Source organism: Rhizobium sp. SJZ105, from assembly GCF_007828365.1.
Taxonomy (GTDB): domain Bacteria; phylum Pseudomonadota; class Alphaproteobacteria; order Rhizobiales; family Rhizobiaceae; genus Agrobacterium; species Agrobacterium tumefaciens.
Genome location: NZ_VIUP01000004.1, coordinates 126,650 through 143,602 on the forward strand (window position 1 = coordinate 126,650; position 16,953 = coordinate 143,602).

General features: G+C 58.1%; 12 protein-coding genes. 4 read left to right on the forward strand and 8 right to left on the reverse strand.

Annotated features, from left to right (window positions below; genetic code table 11):
• Nucleotides 1–68: 68 nt before the first annotated feature.
• Nucleotides 69–4,829 (reverse strand): NAD-glutamate dehydrogenase, encoded by a 4,761-nt coding sequence (locus tag FB593_RS15535; protein WP_145166734.1) that lies wholly within the window; start codon nt 4,827–4,829, stop codon nt 69–71.
• A gap of 541 nt (nt 4,830–5,370) precedes the next feature.
• Between FB593_RS15535 and FB593_RS15540 the strand changes: the two genes are divergently transcribed.
• Nucleotides 5,371–5,940 (forward strand): CarD family transcriptional regulator, encoded by a 570-nt coding sequence (locus FB593_RS15540; RefSeq protein ID WP_003492641.1) that lies wholly within the window; start codon nt 5,371–5,373, stop codon nt 5,938–5,940.
• 62 nt (nt 5,941–6,002) lie between these two features.
• On the opposite strand, the gene FB593_RS15545 is transcribed toward FB593_RS15540, so the two are convergent.
• Complete coding sequence (locus FB593_RS15545; protein ID WP_041694570.1) at nt 6,003–6,506, reverse strand: L,D-transpeptidase family protein; 504 nt, start codon at nt 6,504–6,506, stop codon at nt 6,003–6,005.
• A gap of 286 nt (nt 6,507–6,792) precedes the next feature.
• On the opposite strand from FB593_RS15545, the gene FB593_RS15550 reads away from it, so the two are divergent.
• Both FB593_RS15550 and FB593_RS15555 read left to right on the forward strand, forming a co-directional pair.
• Entirely contained in the window at nt 6,793–7,476 is a 684-nt protein-coding gene (locus FB593_RS15550) for a response regulator transcription factor (RefSeq protein ID WP_003492637.1), read from the forward strand.
• Between the two features lie 117 nt (nt 7,477–7,593).
• The gene (locus tag FB593_RS15555; protein WP_003516486.1) at nt 7,594–8,049 is read left to right on the forward strand and encodes a cyclic nucleotide-binding domain-containing protein; all 456 of its coding nucleotides are present in this window, start codon (nt 7,594–7,596) and stop codon (nt 8,047–8,049) included.
• Between the two features lie 18 nt (nt 8,050–8,067).
• Here the strand turns inward: FB593_RS15555 and FB593_RS15560 are convergent, their stop codons facing one another.
• From FB593_RS15560 to tesB, 6 genes are all read right to left on the reverse strand, one after another.
• The gene (locus FB593_RS15560; protein ID WP_013636964.1) at nt 8,068–8,871 is read right to left on the reverse strand and encodes an exodeoxyribonuclease III; all 804 of its coding nucleotides are present in this window, start codon (nt 8,869–8,871) and stop codon (nt 8,068–8,070) included.
• A 164-nt stretch (nt 8,872–9,035) separates the two neighbouring features.
• Nucleotides 9,036–9,710, reverse strand: coding sequence for an outer membrane lipoprotein carrier protein LolA (locus tag FB593_RS15565; RefSeq protein WP_013636963.1), 675 nt, complete (start codon nt 9,708–9,710; stop codon nt 9,036–9,038).
• Between the two features lie 155 nt (nt 9,711–9,865).
• Nucleotides 9,866–12,541, reverse strand: coding sequence for a DNA translocase FtsK (locus FB593_RS15570; protein ID WP_162696495.1), 2,676 nt, complete (start codon nt 12,539–12,541; stop codon nt 9,866–9,868).
• 217 nt (nt 12,542–12,758) lie between these two features.
• On the reverse strand, nt 12,759–14,108 hold the full coding sequence (locus FB593_RS15575) for an ammonium transporter (RefSeq protein ID WP_003516494.1): 1,350 nt from the start codon (nt 14,106–14,108) through the stop codon (nt 12,759–12,761).
• Nucleotides 14,109–14,136: 28 nt separating this feature from the next.
• Nucleotides 14,137–14,487 carry a P-II family nitrogen regulator gene (locus FB593_RS15580; protein ID WP_019565993.1) on the reverse strand — a complete coding sequence of 117 codons (351 nt, stop codon included), beginning with the start codon at nt 14,485–14,487 and terminating at the stop codon, nt 14,137–14,139.
• A gap of 211 nt (nt 14,488–14,698) precedes the next feature.
• Entirely contained in the window at nt 14,699–15,583 is an 885-nt protein-coding gene (tesB, locus tag FB593_RS15585) for an acyl-CoA thioesterase II (RefSeq protein ID WP_112290141.1), read from the reverse strand.
• Here tesB and FB593_RS15590 point away from each other — a divergent pair.
• Nucleotides 15,532–16,884 (forward strand): ubiquinone biosynthesis hydroxylase, encoded by a 1,353-nt coding sequence (locus tag FB593_RS15590; RefSeq protein ID WP_414896261.1) that lies wholly within the window; start codon nt 15,532–15,534, stop codon nt 16,882–16,884. The genes tesB and FB593_RS15590 overlap by 52 nt on opposite strands.
• Nucleotides 16,885–16,953 lie beyond the last annotated feature (69 nt).

Here is a 16,953-nt window from a genome sequence, read left to right on the forward strand (position 1 = left end):
GCCGGCGCAAACGCTTCATTTATGGCCATCCGGGCCAGTCACCCGGATGGCGTTTGTCGAATGGTCGATCAGCGCGTCTGAACGATATCACCAAGCAGCCCTGCCGCCACTGTCAGGCGGGCGAGATTGGTATCGCCGCTTTCGCTCAGTGCACCGAGTTCCGAGACGATGCGATTGACGCGCACGCGGTCGGCCGCATACCAGGCCTGAACCGGGTCCTTTTCCTTCGCATACTCGGTGAGGGCCGAGATGACGATCCGGCGTCTCGACAAGGCGATCTGGTCCTGGCTGCGCAGAAGAGCCAGGCTCTCGTAGTGATCGGCCGGCGTGATGCGCTGGCTGGCATCCAGCAGCCGCGCGACACGGAAGGTCGAGGAGACCGTGGCGTAGCTTTCGGCGGCGCGGGCAAGCGTCGTGCCCGCATTTTCGGCGATACGCATGATCTCTGGCACATAGACCAGCAGGGAAAGCGTATCCAGCTCTTCCAGAAGGCCAGAGGGAACACCGTCGATTTCCGTGACCCCAAGCTCGCGGCGATATTTCGCCGCTGCCGGCGATAGCGTCTTGATGGCAGTTTTCAGGCGCTCGATTTCGGTTGCCATGTCGCTCGTTCCAGCGCCCACGCTCCCGGTTTGCAAATAAAGCCTGCTTGCATCGGAGTAGATGCGGGTGATCGTGGCATAAAGTCCGTTCTGGACTTCTCCGCCGATCTTTCCGTCAAGCGCGTCGACCTCGCTCCAAAGACGTTTGAGGCCGAAACCGTCCTCCACGATCACCGCTGCCTTGACGACATCCGCCGACAGGAGGCCGCTCGCATCGGCGAGTTTCTGCACGAAGCCAGGGCCGCCGCGGTTTACCACGGCATTGGCGAGCGCTGTCGCAACGATTTCGCGGTGCAGGCGATGCGCCTTGATATCGTCTGCATAGTTCTTCTGCATCTTGGCCGGGAAATAGTCTGCGAGCAGATGCTGGAGATAGGGTTCGTCGGGCAGCGGGCTTGCCACCAGAGCGTCGAACAGTGTCAGCTTGGCATAGGAAAGCAACACGCCGATTTCCGGCCGGGTCAGCGGCTTGCCGGTGGCATATCTTTCGCTGAGCTCGGCATTGCTCGGCAAGGTTTCGACCTTGCGGTTCAGTTGGCCGGTTGCCTCCAGCGCGCTCATCAGGCGGCCGAGTTCTTCCCGGTTTGCAAGCCCAAGCCGCTCCGTCAGCGAGATTGCCAGCGATTGCAGGTAGTTGTTGCGCAGCACCAGCTGCGCCACTTCCGGCGTCATGGAGGCAAGAAGCTGGTTGCGCTTCGGCATCGTCAGGCGACCGCTATTGACCGCGGAGGCGAGGGCGATCTTGATATTGACCTCGACGTCGGAGGAGTTCACGCCGGCCGAGTTGTCGATGGCGTCGGAATTGCAACGCCCACCCGCCAGCGCATAGGCGATACGGCCCTTCTGGGTAATGCCGAGATTGGCGCCTTCGCCGATGACCTTGGCGCGCAGCTCGGTGGCGTTGACGCGGATGGGGTCGTTCGCCCTGTCACCCACCTCGGCGTTGGTTTCCACCGCCGCCTTGATATAGGTGCCGATGCCGCCGAACCACAGAAGATCGGTTGGCGCCTTCAGAATGGCGGTCATGATCTCGAAGGGTGTAGCGACGGATTTGTCGATGCCGATGGCAGCGACGGCTTCCGGCGTCAGCGTCACCGATTTTTCGGAACGCGAGATGATCATTGCGCCTTTAGAGAGCGTTGAACGGTCGTAATCCTGCCAGCTTGAGCGTGGCAATTCGAAAAGCCGCTTGCGCTCAGCGAAGGATTTGTCGGTATTGGGATCCGGATCGATGAAGATGTCGCGATGATCGAAGGCTGCGATCAGCCTGATCTTTTCCGACAGCAACATGCCGTTACCGAAAACGTCGCCGGACATGTCGCCGACACCTGCCACTGTGAAGGGCGTGGTCTGGATGTCGGTGTCCATTTCGCGGAAATGACGCTTTACCGTTTCCCAGGCACCGCGTGCGGTGATTCCCATCTTCTTGTGGTCGTAACCGGCGGAACCACCCGATGCGAAGGCATCGTCCAGCCAGAAGCCGGCGTCGTGGGCGAGGCCGTTTGCCGTATCGGAGAATGTCGCTGTCCCCTTATCGGCGGCGACGACGAAGTAGGGATCGTCCCCATCAAGCCGCAACGTATCGGCCGGCGGTACGACGGCGTCGTCGACGATATTGTCGGTGATGGACAGAAGAGTGCGGATATAGGTCTTGTAGGCTTCACGGCCTGCATTGAAGACCTCGTCGCGGGAGCCGCCAACAGGCAGGTTCTTCGGGAAAAAGCCGCCCTTGGCGCCAACGGGAACGATCACCGCATTCTTGACCTGCTGCGCCTTGACGAGACCGAGCACTTCCGTGCGGTAATCCTGGCCGCGATCCGACCAGCGCAGACCGCCGCGCGCCACTTTGCCAAAGCGCAGATGCACGCCTTCTACTTCGGTTCCGTAGACGAAGATTTCGCGGAAGGGACGCGGATCGGGCAGGCCGTCCAGATGTTTGGGATCGAACTTGAACGCCAACAGGTCACGCGGCGTGCCATCGGTGTTTTTCTGGAAGTAGTTGGTACGAAGCGTGGCGTCGATGGCGTTGACATAACGCCGCAAGGTGCGGTCTTCGTCGAGATTGGGAACACCGCTCAATGCCGCTTCGATCGTCTTGTGCATCTCTGCCAGTTTCTTCAGCCGCTTCTTCTCGTCGATGGACGGATCGAAGCCAGCCTTGAACAGCGCGAAAATATTCCGTGAAATGGCCGGATATTTAAAGAGCGTTTCGGAAATATGCTCCTGGGAATAAACGATTCCGGTCTGGCGCAGATAACGCGCATAGGCGCGCAGGACGGACACTTCGCGCACGGTTAGGCCGCAGGCGAGGATCAGCCGGTTGAAGTTGTCATTATCGACCTTGCCCGAGAAGGCAGCAAGGAATGCTTCTTCGAGTTTCTGTCCGTATTGCGGCAGATCCAGCGTCACGCCCTTGGCGACGGCGAGTTCCATATCATGCAGCACGATGTCGCGCTTTTCGCCATCCGAGATGACGCCGATGTCGAAGGTGCGCTCACTGATGACGTTGAAACCGAGGTTTTCCAGCAGCGGCACACGGCGCGACAGTGGCAGATGGCCATCCCGATGGAAGATCTTCAGCGACAGCGTCTCAGCTGACTGGCCTTCCTGCTGGTAAAACTCGATGCGGACCGGCTCACCCTTCACGGTGGCCAGAATATCCGCCATGTCGCCAATCGCCTCTTCCGGCGTGAAGGCTTCCTGATAGGCCTGATCCACCTCCAGCACCGGTGCACCCGGTTCGGAAAGGGCAACGAAATGGTCTATCCAGCGTGCTGCGATATCGCTGACGGCATCCTCCAGCTTGTCCTGCGCGATACGCGGCGTCTTGCCTTCCGTGCGGCCGACGATGAAATGGACGCGGGCGACAGCGCCTTCGGGGAAGGCCGGGTAATAGGCGGAAATATGCCCGTCATAGACCTTGCTCAGATAGTCGCCGATCTTCTCGCGCACATAGGAATTGTATTCCTCGCGCGGCACGAAGATGATGGCCGAGACGAAGCGGTCGAAACGGTCGATACGTGCGAGGACGCGCACGCGTGGGCGGTCGCTCAGTTCCATGATTTGCTCGATGAAGCGGATCAGAAGATCCGTTTCGATCTGGAAGAGATCGTCGCGCGGATAGGCTTCCAGCGTGTTCTGCAGAATGCGGCCGGAGTGGCTGTTCGGATCAAAACCGAAATGCCGCTCGACATCCGCAATTTTGGCACGCAGCAGCGGGATGTGCTTTACCGAACGCGTATAGGCGGTGGCGGTGAAAAGGCCGACGATGCGCAATTCACCGATGACATTCCCATCCTCGTCGAAGCGCTTGATGCCGATATAATCCATATAAGCGCGGCGATGCACGATGGACTTCACATTTGCCTTGGTGACGATGAGGAAATCCGGACCGTCGAGGAAGGCGAGGATTTCAGGCGTCGTCGTCACGGCGTCCTTGCCAAGGCGCAGCACCCGCACATCCGGATCGCTCAAACTGCCGAGGCCGACGCCGTCACCGCGCTCGATTTTCGCGTTCTTTCCCGTTCCGGAATAGGTGTAATCGCGCATGCCGAGGAAGGTGAAATTGTCGTTGCGAAGCCAGTTGAGAAACTCGACGGCTTCCGCGCGCTCGGTCCTGCGCCGCGAGGAGCCGCGTTTTGACAATTCGTCTAGGGCTTCGTCGAGTTTCGACAGCATGGGCCGCCAGTCTCTGTAGGCGGACTGAACCTGCGCCAGCACGAAACGCAATCTTTCTTCCAGCGCCGTTGCGGCCTGCTGGGTCAGTGGGGCGATGTGCAGCTGGATGAGGCTGATATTCCCGGCGGGATCGTCATCAGGCTCCGCAAGGCGATAACCCGCCTGCGCCGTTTCATCCGGCACCAGAATGGGGTGGACCGCGAGATAGAGGCCGCGATAGCTGCTTGTGACCTCACCCATGACGGAATCGTAGAGGAAGGGCATATTGCGGCCGATAATCGTCAGAACCGTTACCGGAATATCTCGCGGGGTGACGCCCTCCACCTGGGCGATGCTGATATGGGGCGCGTCTCCAGTCCAGCGCGAAAGAGCCTCGAAACTGTGCGCCGCGCTTGCGGCCAGCATTTCGGCGGAATAATATTCTATGTCGTCGGCGCTTGCTCTTCCATAGAGTATACCCGGATCAAGAAATGGCGCGTTTTCGGCAATTGCCTGCTGTCGTGCTTTTTCGATCTGTTTTTCGCGTTTTGGATTATTTCTGTAGCCCATTTGATGTGGATTCCTCCAAAAATCACACTTTAACGTAAAAAAGCACCGTCAATTTGCGGATTTTGCCTTTTCATTCGAATCGGATATTGGCGTGTAATTACGAAGAGTTTAAGAGGCTTTCGTGTTTCTTCAGTTGGGAAGTGAAATTTTTTTGCTTCTTATACGGTAGGGACCGGTTACGAAGCATTTGACAGTATTCCGGTAGCCCATTTATAGGTGGTTCTTTGGCCGCCATGTGATGTTGCGGCCACGGTCGAAGCAAATTATTGATTTGTGCCTATTTTTGTGGTACACCAACGATACTGATCCACAGCGTGGCATTTGTGTGCCCAAAAACACCACGAAAGCAACACCTCTTTTGCACGCGGTTTCCGTGACATATCGAGCGTTTACGTTATCGAAGCCCGCAATGCGGGAAGGTGTGTTTTTGCGTGCACGGCTGGACCAGTGCGGAGTCACCTGACGGTTCCCCCGTCTCATCAGGGCCTGACCGACCCAACCCCGGCGTTGCCGGGTATGTAACAGGGAGTTTTTAGAACGAATGACGACCCAGCAGAAGAAATCTCCAGCACATCACGGTTTCAAAACCGGTGAAGCGATTGTGTATCCCGCTCATGGTGTCGGTACCATTTCTGCCATCGAGGAACAAGAAGTTGCCGGCATGAAGCTTGAGCTTTTTGTCATCGATTTCGAAAAAGACAAGATGCGTCTTAAAGTTCCCGTCGCTAAAGCCGTGAGCATCGGCATGCGCAAGCTTTCCGAAGGCGATTTTGTCGAGCGGGCGCTGAAAGTGGTGCAGGGCAAGGCGCGTGTGAAGCGTACCATGTGGTCGCGCCGCGCCCAGGAATATGATGCGAAAATCAATTCCGGCGATCTTATCGCGATTGCTGAAGTTGTTCGCGATCTTTACCGTGCGGAAAACCAGCCGGAGCAGTCCTATTCCGAGCGTCAGCTTTACGAAGCTGCTCTTGATCGCATGGCGCGCGAAATTGCTGCTGTCAACAAGATGTCTGAAACCGAGGCTGTCCGCCTGGTGGAAGTCAACCTTGCCAAGGGTCCGAAGCGCGGCAAGGCCGTCGAAGAGGACGATTCTCAGGAAGAAGCCGCGTAATCACCGGCTTTCTCTTTTTTTAAAAAAACCCGCCAAGAATGGCGGGTTTTTTTGTGCCTGATCTACAGGATGCGAATTTTCGTACCCTTGCGCATATGAGGCAGAATGCGCCTCATGTCGCGGGGATGGAGAGCGACGCAGCCGGCGGTCGGCTCATATCCCGGGCGGATCATATGCATGAAGATTGCCGAACCGCGGTTCCGACTTCTCGACGTGATGTTCCAATCGAGCACGAGGCAAACGTCATAAAGGCCGTCCTTTCGCATCATCTCCTCGTGGCTCAGTGCGAAAGGGGACTTGACCAACCTGTTGTAACTGGCGCTGCGTGGCTCGTCGCACCAAAGCATGGATTGCTGCGTCCGTTGCATCGGCAATGTCGTGGCGATGGCGGGGTTACGGTCGCCGCGATAAAATCCGTGCAGCAGGCGCGTGACGGAAATCGGTGACTTTCCATCTCCCTCGCGTTTGAGCACGGTACGGCCGTTGCGCCCGATCGCTGCGGGAAAGGTGAGATGCCCGAGCTGAACGATGGCCCGGCTTATTTTCAAAGGCGCCGGCCGAACCATGAGCGTCGATGCGCGTTTATGTTGCTTTACGGGCTGTCTGCTCATGTTTTTCACGAGATTTTGCTTTGCAGGTTATCTAACGTGAAGTCATAGCACTTCGTAATATCATGGCAATGGGTTGACCTTTTATCGGCAAACCGCTGAATTGGCTGACAATTAGAGCGCCGTGCCTTATTTCGGAGGCACAATGGATGCTCTAACTCTTTTAAACTACGCATTGCGCTTTCCGAAAATCAACGGCGATTTTTGGGCCGATGCGCTAAAGTAAGAAAGGCTGAGAATCCGAATGACGGCTCGCACTATCCTTTTGGTGGACGACGACGACGATCTTCGGGAGACGCTGACTGAGCAACTATCTCCCTATGAGGAATTCTCGCTTCTGAGCGGCGCAAACGCTGCGCAGGCGATGCAGACCGCAAAGACTGCCCAGGTCGATCTTCTGATCATGGATGTCGGTCTTCCTGACATGGATGGCCGCGAGGCGGTGAAACTGCTGCGCAAGGGTGGCTTCAAGGCACCGATCATCATGCTGACCGGGCACGATACCGATTCCGACACTATCCTCGGTCTCGAAGCGGGCGCCAATGATTATGTGACGAAGCCATTCCGCTTCGCCGTCCTTCTGGCCCGCATCCGGGCGCAGCTGCGTCAATACGAGCAGAGCGAGGATGCGGTTTTCACCGTTGGCCCTTATCAGTTCAAACCCAGCCAGAAGCTGCTGACGACTGAAGACGGCAAAAAAATCCGGCTGACGGAAAAGGAAGCGGCGATCATCCGTTATCTGTACCGCGCCGGGAGCGCCGTCGTTACCCGCGACGTCTTGCTGGAAGAGGTCTGGGGTTATAATTCCGGAGTGACGACGCATACGCTCGAAACGCATGTGTATCGTCTGCGCCAGAAGATCGAGCGAGACCCCTCCAATGCCGAAATTCTGGTGACCGAGAACGGCGGATACAAGATCGTTCCCTGAACGAACGCCCTTTCTGCGTCCGAGAGGACGCAGAATATTCTAACATCTTGTATTTTGAAGGCCGATATCCGAAAACCGCTATAGTGGTGCAGGCGGTTTTCTGGAGTAGCAATCGACATGGCCTTGACGGATGACATCATGCTTCTGGGGCAAGTGCCGTTGTTTGCGGGCTTCAGCGACGATCAGTTGCGGCTGATCGCCTTCGGCGCGGAACGCCGCCGCGTGGCGGCGGGTCAGACTTTGTTCCGGGAACATTCCCCGGCCGAGTGCGCCTTTGCGGTGACGTCAGGCCATTTCGAGCTATTTACGGCCGGGCGGGATGGAAAACCCGCGTTGCAGGCGACACCGGGCAAGGGGGCGCTTCTTTCGGAGCTGGCGCTTTTCACGCTCTGTGAGAGGAAATTTACCGCCATTGCCGCGGAGGATTCCGAGGTCATCCGGATAACGCGCATTCTCTTTCACCGGCTGGTGGAGGAGTTTCCGGAGGTTGCCGATATCGTGTCGGCACGCATTCGAGATAATATCGCCGCACTCGCGGCGGGCGCGGCCCGTTTGCAGAACCGTTTCTCCTGATTTTAAAGAGCCAGCGCTTCAGAAACGGAAATGGGCCGTAACCGGAACGTGGTCGGATGGCCGGTTCCAACCGCGTGCTTCGCGCAAGATATCGATCTTTTCAAGCGAGGGGCCGAGATCCTGCGACGACCAGATATGGTCGAGACGGCGGCCACGGTCTGCGGCTTCCCAATCCTTGGCGCGGTAGCTCCACCAGGTATAAATCTTTTCACTATCAGGCACGTTCAGCCGCATCAGGTCGAGCCAGTTGCCCTTCTTCATGATATCGAGCATGCCGTCGGTTTCCACCGGTGTATGGCTAACGATCTTCAGCAGTTGCTTGTGCGACCAGACGTCATTTTCAAGCGGCGCGATGTTGAGATCGCCTACGAGAATGGACGAGGTGCCGGGCACGCCGTCGGCGCGAAGCGCCTTCATCTCTTCGATAAAATCCAGCTTGTGGCCGAATTTCGGGTTTATCGACCGGTCGGGTTCGTCACCGCCAGCCGGAACATAGAAATTATGCAGCCGTATGCGGCGCGATCCAACCTGAAAAATCGCGGAAATGTGTCGTGCATCGCCTATACCGCAATAGTCCTGACGATGATCTTCTGTCAGCGGAATTTTCGAAGCGATCGCCACACCGTGGTAGCCCTTCTGGCCATGGATGATGACGTGCTCGTAACCGAGCGCCTTCAGCGGCTTCATCGGAAACTCGCCATTCGGGCATTTCGTTTCCTGCAGGCAGAGAATGTCGGGTTTGTAACGCACCAGAAACTGCTCCACAATCGGCATTCTGAGCCTGACCGAGTTGATGTTCCAGGTGGTTATCGAAAACGACATGCATGTGCTCCGCTTCTATAGCCTCGAAGCCGATTGTTCCGAGACATGTTTCCGGGGCGCAGGCTTATAACATCGCGATGAAAACGGGAATGCATTTTAGCGGCAAAATAAAAAAGGCGACCGCAGGGCCGCCTTTTGAACTGTCGCCGTGGACCGCCCGGCCTTTAGCCGCGTTTGCGGACTTCTTCGTAGTTGATGTTGAAAACGCGTTCGTCGAGGTTAACGCCCGTCTGCACGTTGAAGATCATGACAGTCGTGTCCTTGTTCTGGGCATCGGTCGTCGTCCATTGCCTCAGATCGAAGGTTTTCGGGTCAAACATCAGGGTAATGGTGGAATCGCCGAACACGCTCTTGTCACCCAGTACGATGGTAGTCAGGTCCGACTCTTCCTTCACGTTCCGGACCTTCTGGTTGCTCAGATCGATCTTGTCGGACAAAAGCAGGCTGAGCGGGGTCTTTGACAATGGATACAAATCCCATGTCTTCAGCTTCATGTTGCCGATGACGACATTCTTGCCGTCGGAGATGACCCGCATGGGCGAGGGGTCTTCATAATTGAAGCGAAGCTTGCCGGGCCGTTCGATGTAAAATTTGCCGCCGGTCTGTTCACCGCGCGGGCCAAACTGGACAAACTCTCCCATCATCGTTTTGACCGACGAGAAGTGATTGGCAATTTTCTGCGCGGTCGCGCTGTTACCGGCAGCCTGAGCAAATGCGTTGAGCGGCGACAGGCCGGCCATGACCGCAGCCATGGAAAACGCCGTCAGCACGCCACGTCGCGTCACGCCGTTCTCTGGTGTGTTTGCGGTGGCAATCTCGCCGGTGGTGAGGTCGTTCATTCTGTTCTCCTTCATCGCAGCGATTTTCCGCATAAAGGCGGCGGCTTCATGACGTTGAAAGCGTGTATTAACGCTTCTTCGCCCCGCTTGGTTGCCGTCTTCGCCTCACGCATGTCGTTATCCCGAAACCACGACAGCCTTTTGGGCGACGGGCATTACCGCTCGATGATGTCTGCTTCCGTTGGTACGAGTATTTCGCGTTTTCCGGCATGATTGGCGGGGCCGATGATGCCTTCCTGCTCCATGCGTTCGATCAGCGAGGCGGCGCGGTTGTAGCCGATGCCGAGACGCCGCTGGACGTAGGAAGTGGAGGCCTTGCCGTCCCTCAGCACGACAGCCACGGCCTGATCATAGGGGTCTTCCGAATCGGAGAAATTGCCGGCGCCGGCCGGGCCGCCGCCATTGCCTTCCTCATCGTCTTCCTCGGTGATCGCTTCCAGATATTCCGGCGTGCCTTGCGTCTTGAGATAGGCGACGATCTCTTCCACTTCATTGTCGGAAACGAAGGGACCGTGCACGCGCTGAATGCGGCCGCCACCGGCCATATAGAGCATATCGCCCATGCCGAGCAGCTGTTCGGCGCCCTGTTCGCCCAAAATGGTGCGGCTGTCGATCTTCGACGTTACCTGGAAGGAGATGCGGGTCGGGAAGTTCGCCTTGATGGTTCCGGTGATGACGTCGACGGACGGGCGCTGGGTTGCCATGATGACATGGATGCCAGCGGCACGCGCCATCTGAGCGAGGCGCTGTACGGCACCTTCGATATCCTTGCCTGCCACCATCATAAGATCCGCCATTTCGTCGATAATGACGACGATATAGGGCAGGGGCTTCAGGTCGAATTCTTCCGTCTCGTACATTGCCTCGCCGGTCTGGCGGTCGAAGCCGGTCTGCACCGTGCGGGTGAGGATTTCGCCCTTGTCGATCGCCTGCTGCACACGGCTGTTGAAGCCATCGATGTTGCGCACACCGATCTTCGACATCTTCTTGTAGCGCTCCTCCATCTCGCGCACCGTCCACTTCAGCGCCACGACAGCTTTTTTCGGATCGGTAACGACGGGCGAGAGCAGATGCGGAATACCGTCATAGATCGATAGTTCGAGCATTTTCGGGTCGATCATGATCAGGCGGCATTGCTCCGGCGACATGCGGTAAAGCAGCGACAGGATCATGGTGTTGATGGCGACCGACTTGCCCGAACCCGTGGTACCGGCAACGAGAAGATGCGGCATTTTGGCAAGATCGGCGATGACGGGTTCGCCGCCGATGGTCTTGCCGAGCGCCATGGCGAGCTTGGCCTTGCTGTTTTCAAAGTCGCGGCTGCCGACCAGTTCACGCAGGAACACGGTTTCACGCGTCTGGTTTGGAAGCTCGATGCCAATGGCGTTGCGGCCAGGCACGACGGCAACGCGCGCGGCGATCGCGCTCATGGAGCGGGCGATGTCATCGGCAAGGCCAATGACGCGCGAAGATTTGATGCCGGGTGCTGGTTCCAGTTCGTAGAGCGTGACGACCGGGCCGGGGCGGACGTGAATGATTTCACCCTTGACGCCGAAATCCTCGAGAACCCCTTCCAGAAGGCGGGCATTCTGCTCCAGCACTTCCTCGTTCAGCGTATGGTCGCGAACGACGTTCTTGGGTTCCGCCAGAAGATGCACGGTGGGCAGCTGGAAACCGTCTGCGGCAATAAAGGAGGCCTGCGCTTCCCTTGCCACGCGCTCGCTGGGCTTCGGGCGTGCGGAAGGGGCGGTTATTCTGGGTTGGCCGCGCCCAGGTGCCTGTCTTGCCACGAATTTCGGGTCGTTCTCGTCCAGGCTGTGGTCGTCCGAGAGAATGCCGTTGGGCAATCGCCGACCGTCTGCGTCCAACGACGGTTCGTCGTCCCCGTCCGCACCATGATCGGGCGCGATCGAGGGAGGCGACATCTGGCGACGGGATGCGGCGCGTTCTTCGAAAGACGGTTCCGCGCGCTGGTCGAGGCGGTTGATCGCCGTCTTGAGGCGGGAGGGTTCGTTCAGCGTGCCGAATTCATATTCGTTGAAATCGTAAGGGTGTTCGAATTCGCCGTGCAGGGATTTCGACTTCAGGCCGAACAGGCGGCGAAGGCGGGCCTGCGAGATGTACCAATAATGTGCGATTGCGCCGAAGGCGAGAATATTGGCGAAGAAACCTTCGCCCTCGTCATCGTCTTCTTCCTCGACCTGACGGGTGGCACGGGCCTTGTTTGCGACCGGCGCGCGTTCCTCCTGTTCCAGGTCATCTTCCGGGCGTCCCACGAGACCGGCGGCAAACAGCATCATCAAGGCGGCGGGAGCAGCGAATATAGCGCCCAGCACCGTCGCAATCGTGCCGGTGGGGTAAGCGCCGATGAAGAGAGCAGGGAAGCGCAGGATCATATCGCCGATGACGCCACCGATGCCGTTCGGCAGCGGCCATGTCACGGGCGCGGGAAAACAGCCGAGCGAGGCGGCGCAGACGATGGCGCCGGCGATCCAGGCGACGAGGCGGGCGGGTATCCGGTTGAACTTGCGACCGGCGATCAGGGCGATCGCCCAGGCAATCACCGGCAAAAGCGCGATGATTGCGGAAAGGCCCAGGAACTGCATCACGATATCGGCGAAGATTGCGCCGCCGTAACCGAGAAGATTGGTGGGTTGGTTGCCTGTTGCATAGGACAGGCTCGGGTCCGCCACGTTCCATGTGGCAAGTGCGGTAATCCCCAGCGCAATCGTGGCAAGCAAGGCAAAACCGGCAAGAGCCATGACCTGCCGCACGAAAAACGCCGTCAGCACGAAACGCGTGTGACGACCGTCGAATGTCGGAGAATTCATTCTGCCCATGTCCCTGAACCCGTAGTTTTTGTGGTTTCGGCAAGATCCGGCAGTTGACCAGATCCCGGATTGACAGGGAAAACTAACAGCTTGCTGGTTAATGTCGTGTTAACCATGCGGTTTTTTAAAAGCCGCTTCCGGATTTGCGGCAAAGAAAAGGCCCGCCGAAGCGGGCCTTCTTTTGGGAGAGGGGATGGAGAACCCCTTTTCCCGGATATCAGGAGTGGTAGGCGGCTTCGCCGTGGGTCGCAAGGTCGAGACCTTCGCGTTCCGCTTCGACCGGAACCCGCAGACCAACGATCACGTCGACGATCTTGTAGAGGATTGCCGAGACGACTGCGCACCATACGATGGTGATGGCGACGGCAACGAACTGCGTCCAAAGCTGCGAGGAGATGGAGAAGTCCGCCTTGCCCGTGCCGCCAAGCAGCGGAGACGTGAAGATGCCGGTGCCGAGGGCGCCGATGATGCCGCCGATGCCGTGGACACCGAAGACGTCAGCTGTGTCGTCGTAGCCGAACTTGTTCTTCACAACCGAGACGAAGAAGTAGCAGATCGGCGAGACGATGAGGCCGAGAACGATAGCGCCCATGGGTCCAACAGAACCGGCCGCAGGCGTTACGGCGACGAGGCCGGCGATCATGCCCGAAGCTGCGCCCAGCATGGAAGCCTTGCCGCGGGTGAAGCTCTCAACCAGCGACCAGGAAACGATGGCTGCTGCAGTGGCGAGGAAGGTGTTCATGGTTGCAAGAACCGCACCGCCAGATGCTTCGAGGTTGGAGCCGGCGTTGAAGCCGAACCAGCCGAACCACAGCATGGCTGCGCCAACCAGCGTCAGCGTCATGGAGTGCGGGGCCATCATGTCCTTGCCGAAGCCAGTACGCTTGCCGACCATGATCGCGCCGATCAGACCGGCGATACCGGCATTGATGTGGACGACGGTGCCGCCGGCGAAGTCGAGAGCGCCCATGCCGAAGATCAGGCCATTCGCGTCCCAGACCATGTGAGCGATCGGGAAGTAGACGAAGGTGGCCCACAGGATGGTGAACAGGATGACTGCCGAGAACTTCACGCGTTCCGCGAATGCACCGATGATCAGCGCGGGCGTGATGGCCGCAAAGGTCATCTGGAAGGCGATGAAGGTGTATTCGTAGATCACGACGCCCTGGGAGAAGGTTGCCGAGGTGCTGTCAAGCGAAACGCCGGACAGGAACAGCTTGCCGAAACCACCGAAATACGGGCCGGTGCCGCCGCCGAAGGCGAAGGAGTAACCGTAGATTACCCAGACGAGCATCATGACCGCGCCGATGACCGTGCACTGCATGAGAACGGAGAGCATGTTCTTGGTGCGCACGAGGCCGCCATAAAACAGGGCGAGACCCGGAATGATCATGAAAAGCACGAGGATCGTCGCGACATACATGAATGCGGTATCGGCTTTTTCCGGAACGGGGGCCGCCGCTGCTACTGCCGGCGCGGCATCCTGCGCAAAGGCGATTGCCGGGGCCATCAGGGCTGCCACACCGGCACCCAGTTTGCCGAGCGTTGAAAACTTGTTGAGTTGCATAGCTAGAAAACTCCCTGTCAGCCGTGCTTCAAAGCGCTTCTGTGTTGGTTTCGCCGGTACGGATGCGCACGGCCTGTTCGATAGAGTAGACGAAGATCTTGCCGTCGCCGATCTGCCCGGTTTTTGCAGCCGACGCGATTGCCTCGACAGCCTTGTCTACGACGTCTGATGCAACCGCGATCTCGATCTTCAGTTTGGGAAGAAAGCTCACCGCATATTCCGTGCCGCGATAAATCTCGGTATGTCCCTTCTGGCGTCCGTAACCCTTTACCTCGGTCACGGTCAGGCCTTGGATGCCGACGCCGGTGAGCGCTTCGCGCACTTCATCCAGCTTGAACGGCTTGATAATGGCCATCACAATTTTCATCTGGTTTCCCATCCTTTGTTTGTCCTCGGCACGGAGCCGACTCTCCTCGCGCTGGCAGATCAGTAACAGCGACTACGGACATACATTCAAGGGGCGTGCCAGTTTTGATGCGGCCTCTAAGTTATTGAAATATAAAAATTATATGACAGGCGTCTGAAAAACGGGCATTGGGTGGCGCAATTTTCGTCTATTAAATGTGCGATTTTTTAAAAAAGCGCATTATTTAAGCATTTGCCCTTTTGCGGATCAAACCTTCCTGTGCGACGGAGGCGATCAGTTCACCCTGTCTGGTGAAAATATTGCCACGGGTCAAACCGCGTGCTCCCGAGGCGCTGGGGCTGTCCTGCGTGTAGAGCAGCCAGTCGTCCAGCCGGCAGGGACGGTGGAACCACATGGCGTGATCGAGGCTCGCCACCTGAATGGCCGGATCGAAGATCGTCGTTCCGTGGGCATAGAGCGACGTGTCGAGCAATGTCATATCCGAGAGATAAGCGAGAATGGCCGACTGGAAACGTGGATCGTCAGGCACATTGCCGACAGCGCGAACCCAGATATCCTGCTGCGGTTCCAGCTTTTCCTTCGAAATATAGTGGGTCAGCGAAACCGGCCTGATCTCTATCGGGCGCTTGTTGCTCCAGTATTTGCGGATCGAAGCGGGTGCGTTGGCGAGGAAGGCCGCCTGCATCTCATCTTCACTCATCAGCCTTTCGGGCGGCGTCACATCCGGCATTCTTATCTGATGATCGAAGCCGTCCTCGACGATCTGGAACGACGCCGACATGGAGAAAATCGCCTTGCCATGCTGGATGGCGACCACGCGCCGTGTGCAGAAGCTTGCACCGTCGCGAATGCGTTCCACCTGGTAGAGGATGGGCACCAGCGGGTCGCCGGGGCGCATGAAATAGGAATGCAGTGAATGAACGAAACGGTCGTCATCCACGGTTCGTTGAGCTGCGATCAATGCCTGCGCGATGACCTGGCCGCCGAAAACGCGCTGCCAGCCGATTTGCGGGCTTTCACCCCGAAACAGGTTTTCTTCCAGCTTCTCGAGATCGAGTGTGGAGATCAGATTGGCCATCGGATCTGACGTTTGCGAGGGATGCGACATTTTTTCGGCCTGCTCCGGCTGTAGGAAGACGTCACATGGTCTATAGTGCGCCGATGATGCGTGCACAAGATTTGAGGAGAAGCGCGATGCTGGACGTGGTGGTGGCAGGCGGCGGTTATGTCGGCCTTTCCGTTGCTGTCGCAATTAAGCAGGCAGCCGGACATCTTAATGTGCAGGTGGTTGAAGCCGCTCCCGAGGATGTCTGGAAGAAGGACGTCCGCGCCTCCGCCATTATCGCGGCGGCCACGCGTATGCTCGACGTTTTCGGCATATGGAACGAGATCGAGCCGGAGGCCCAGCCGATCCACAAGATGATCGTCACCGATTCGAAGACCGCCGATCCGGTTCGCCCGGTGTTTTTGACATTTGATGGCGCGGTGGACGAGGGCAGGCCCTTCGCTCATATGGTCCCGAATGTCGCGATGGTGGGTGCGCTGCGAGGCCTGTGTGAGCGCCTCGGCGTCGAAATCCGCCATGGTCTCAGTGTTTCCGGCTTTTCCGCCGGCCCGCAATCGACGGCTATTTCACTTTCCGACGGCTCGTCGCTTGAGGCGCGACTGCTCATAGCCTGCGATGGGGTCCGCTCGGCTTTGCGGGATATGGCAGGAATAAAAACCGTGCACTGGAATTACGATCAGTCCGGGATCGTCACCACCGTTGAACACGAGCGGCCGCATGAGGGCTGCGCGGAGGAACATTTTTTACCGTCGGGGCCTTTCGCCGTGCTTCCCTTGAAAGGGAACCGCTCCTCGCTTGTCTGGACCGAACGTACGGCCGATGCCGACAGGCTGGTTGCTGCCGACGATCTGGTGTTCGAGGAGGAACTTGAACGCCGGTTCGGCCACAAGCTCGGTCCGGTCCGTCCCGTCGGTCCCCGTCGCGCCTTTCCGCTGGGCTTGACGCTGGCGCGTTCCTTCGTCGCGCCACGTTTTGCACTTGCCGGCGATGCGGCGCATGGAATTCACCCGATTTCCGGTCAGGGCCTCAATCTCGGCTTCAAGGATGTTGCGGCACTGGCCGAAACCGTGGTCGAGGCCGACCGTCTCGGCCTTGATATCGGCTCTCTCAACGTTCTCGATCGTTACCAGTCCTGGCGGCGTTTCGACACGTTGCGGATGGGTGTGACGACGGATGTGCTGAACCGGCTTTTCTCCAATGATGTCGGTCCCATTCGCGTCATGCGTGATTTCGGTCTGGGTGTAGTCGATCGTTTGCCGGGTCTGAAATCCTATTTCATCGGTCAGGCTGCCGGTACGACAGATGCGGGCGCGCCGCGCCTGCTTGCCGGCGAGGCGCTCTGATACTGCCGTTCCCGCCTGTGCCGGAGCGGCTTTCCAGCGATTGCCGCTTGACAGTCGATTGCGGTATTT

What these genes read in the sequence shown, in the direction of transcription:
- FB593_RS15555 (WP_003516486.1), top strand. Translation starts at nt 7,594, where the DNA reads ATGGCCTTGACGGATGACATCATGCTTCTGGGGCAAGTGCCGTTGTTT.
- FB593_RS15575 (WP_003516494.1), bottom strand. Translation starts at nt 14,108, where the DNA reads ATGCAACTCAACAAGTTTTCAACGCTCGGCAAACTGGGTGCCGGTGTG.
- FB593_RS15565 (WP_013636963.1), bottom strand. Translation starts at nt 9,710, where the DNA reads ATGAACGACCTCACCACCGGCGAGATTGCCACCGCAAACACACCAGAG.
- tesB (WP_112290141.1), bottom strand. Translation starts at nt 15,583, where the DNA reads ATGTCGCATCCCTCGCAAACGTCAGATCCGATGGCCAATCTGATCTCC.
- FB593_RS15570 (WP_162696495.1), bottom strand. Translation starts at nt 12,541, where the DNA reads ATGAATTCTCCGACATTCGACGGTCGTCACACGCGTTTCGTGCTGACG.
- FB593_RS15580 (WP_019565993.1), bottom strand. Translation starts at nt 14,487, where the DNA reads ATGGGAAACCAGATGAAAATTGTGATGGCCATTATCAAGCCGTTCAAG.
- FB593_RS15545 (WP_041694570.1), bottom strand. Translation starts at nt 6,506, where the DNA reads ATGGTTCGGCCGGCGCCTTTGAAAATAAGCCGGGCCATCGTTCAGCTC.
- FB593_RS15540 (WP_003492641.1), top strand. Translation starts at nt 5,371, where the DNA reads ATGACGACCCAGCAGAAGAAATCTCCAGCACATCACGGTTTCAAAACC.
- FB593_RS15560 (WP_013636964.1), bottom strand. Translation starts at nt 8,871, where the DNA reads ATGTCGTTTTCGATAACCACCTGGAACATCAACTCGGTCAGGCTCAGA.
- FB593_RS15535 (WP_145166734.1), bottom strand. Translation starts at nt 4,829, where the DNA reads ATGGGCTACAGAAATAATCCAAAACGCGAAAAACAGATCGAAAAAGCA.
- FB593_RS15550 (WP_003492637.1), top strand. Translation starts at nt 6,793, where the DNA reads ATGACGGCTCGCACTATCCTTTTGGTGGACGACGACGACGATCTTCGG.